The 2,644-nt window shown below is 77.9% G+C and carries 2 protein-coding genes; both read right to left on the minus strand.

The features are described 5' to 3' along the window. Positions 1 to 49: 49 nt before the first annotated feature. Positions 50 to 1,480 (minus strand): hypothetical protein, encoded by a 1,431-nt coding sequence (locus HCN52_RS23675; protein ID WP_168090462.1) that lies wholly within the window; start codon positions 1,478 to 1,480, stop codon positions 50 to 52. 115 nt (positions 1,481 to 1,595) lie between these two features. Further along, positions 1,596 to 2,644: alpha/beta hydrolase (locus HCN52_RS23680; protein ID WP_168090463.1), on the minus strand; the 1,049-nt coding region annotated here is incomplete at its 5' end.

A 2,644-nucleotide genomic window follows, 5' to 3' on the forward strand; every position in this document is an offset into this window, starting at 1 on the left:
CCTCGGGCTTGTCCAGCTGCACGAGCACGCCCACCTGCGGCGGCAGGTCTCAGGCCTCGCCGGTGTGGACCTGGAAGGCCGCCCGGCGCACCTTGCGGGCGACCACCGGGTCGGGCAGCGCCGCGGCGAGCGCGACCAGGACCTGCACGGTGCGCGGGTGACCCGTCGCCCGGATCTGGGCGAGGAGCCGGGGCACCGAGTCGTGTCCCGCGGTCTCCAGGTGCTCCACGAGCAGCCGTCCCTCACCGTGGTCGGTGAGGGCCGCGGCGGTGTCCACCCACAGCCAGGTGGCCTCCTCCCGGGAGAGGACCTCGGAGGCGTCCGCCGCGAGGTCCTCCGGGTCGGCTCCGTCGTGCTCCGCCAGCCACAGCAGCGCGTAGGGCCGCAGCACGGTCTCGGCCGCCGCCTCCCGCACGGCGGGTTCCGCGGGGCCGCCCACGACGCGCAGCGCCTCGAAGGCGAGCGCACGGATGAGGGCATCCTCCCCGCGGGCCGCGGTCAGCAGTTCGGCCACGGCCGGGGCCGTGGTGCGGGCGGCGAGCCAGGCGCGGTACTCGTCGCGCGCCGGCCCGGGGGTGAGCCGGATGCAGCCGCGCAGCATGTTCTCCGCGTTCTGCTCGATGTTGCCGCCGGCCGGGCTCTGGGCGGCGACGCAGATCTGCTCCAGCTTGACCCAGACCGCCCAGTTGCCGAGCGGGGTGAGGACGGCCTGCCCGGTCTCGCCCGGGTCGTGGCAGCGGGTGAGCGCGCCGACGCCCGCGAACCCGTCGAGCGCCCAGCCGAGGAGCTCGGTCAGCTGCGCCTGGGTCGGTTCGGGCGCGGCGGCGGCGCGGTGCCCGTCGCCGGGAGATTCGGCGGCGGCCGCCGCCCGCTCCTCGCGGAGTTCGGCGATCCGCTGGGTAAGCAGTTCCAGCAGGACGGGTTCGGTGACCGGGCCGGCCGAGAGGTGCATGACCGACAGGAACTGCGGTGCTGCCACGACGACTTCGCCGACCAGCGCGGGGTCGGCGCCGGGCGGCGCCGGGTGTGCCAGCGACCAGGCGTCGAAGAGCGCGACCCAGCCGCGCAGCACGGCGGAGTCGTCGCGGTCCCAGGCGCGCAGCCGCCAGCCGGCACGCACGGTGTCGCGGTGGAACTCCACCAGGCCGGCCAGCCGGGCGCGGTCCCAGTGGGCCTGGAGCTGGTCCGGGAGCATCCGCAGGTCGGCGGCGGCCCGTTCGGGCCCCGGGGCAGGGGCGTCGTCGGTGTCGGAGGCGGCGGTGAGCGGGGAACGGCCCACGGCCACGGCCCAGCGTGCGGCGCGCACCGCACCACCGAGCGCGGCGCGCGCCTGACGCGCCAGTCGCTCCTGCGACTTGAGCGCGGCGGGAGGCCGGGGAGCGGGCCGGGAGCGCCCGGCGGCCACGGAACGGCGAGCCGTCGCGATGGCCGGCCGGGGGACGGAACGCAGTCTGGTGTCTCGCGGGGTACGGGACGTCACGGAAACAGTGTTCCTCCTGCCCTCCGATTCCCCAAACCGCACCCCCCGTTCACGACGACGGCCGAGGTCACCGGGTGTCCTCGGCGGAGCGGGCCGCCGCCCGTCGGGGCCGCGCTCACAGCAGGGGCGTGAGGAAGCGGCGCAACTCCTCCTCATAGGCGGCGGGGTCGGCGTTCCAGACGGCCGCGTGACCGGCACGCCGCGCCACGTAGGTGGAGACGGCCTCGGGGTGGCGGGCCGCGAGCGCGCGCGACGGCTCCCACGGGGCGATCCGGTCGTCGGGGCCGTGCGCGATCAGCGTGGGCAGCGGCGCGCCGGAGGGGCGTCGGGGCAGGTCGGGCACGGAATCCGGTCCGGCCGTTCCCTCGGCGGCCGCGACGGCGAGCGGCAGCAGCGGGCGGCGGACGCCCCGTTCGGCGGCCAGCGCGCGCACCGTGGTGGCGCGGTGCAGCACCGGCGAGTCGAGGACCAGTCCGGCGATCCGGCCGTGCAGGGGCGAGCGGGCGGCGGTGTGGAGGGCCATGGTGGCGCCGACCGACCAGCCGAGCAGCGCCACGCGCCGCGCCCCGTAGGCGGCCGCGTGGCGCAGCGCGGCGTCCGCGTCGCGCCATTCGGCCGCGCCCAGGCGGCTGAGCCGGTCGGGGGCGGAGCGGGTGCCGGGGTCGCCGCGGTAGGCCGGGACGAGGACGGGCACACCGAGGTCGGTGAGGAACGGCAGCAGGTTGAGCGCGAAGGAGCGGGTGCTGCCGAGGCCGTGGAGCGCGATGACCCACAGGTCGCGCGGGCCGGGCACGAACCAGGCCGGGAGCGGGCCGAGTTCGGCCGGGATGTCGGTGTCGGCGAAGTCGATGCCGAGCGCCGTGCGGGGGTCGCCGGTGTGCAGCTGCGGCGTGAGGGTGACGCGGGTGCCGGGGGCGGGCGGGCCGCCGACGGTGCGCAGCAGGCGGGGGGGGGGGGTGCCGTCGGTGCCGGTGTCCGGTTCGGGCGGTCCCAGCTCCGCGCGGCCGCTCGCCCAGGTGACGGCGTAGCGGCCGGGGGGCACCGGGTCCGGGGTGCGGGTGAAGGTGATGTGCTCCGGGTCGGCGGCGAGCACGGTGAGGCCGCCGCCGCGGAATCCGGCGGGGACGGCGTCGCGGGCCGGCGGTCGCAGGGCGGTCCGGCCGC

Source organism: Streptomyces bohaiensis (genome assembly GCF_012033785.1).
In the GTDB taxonomy this organism is placed as follows: Bacteria; Actinomycetota; Actinomycetes; order Streptomycetales; family Streptomycetaceae; genus Streptomyces; species Streptomyces bohaiensis.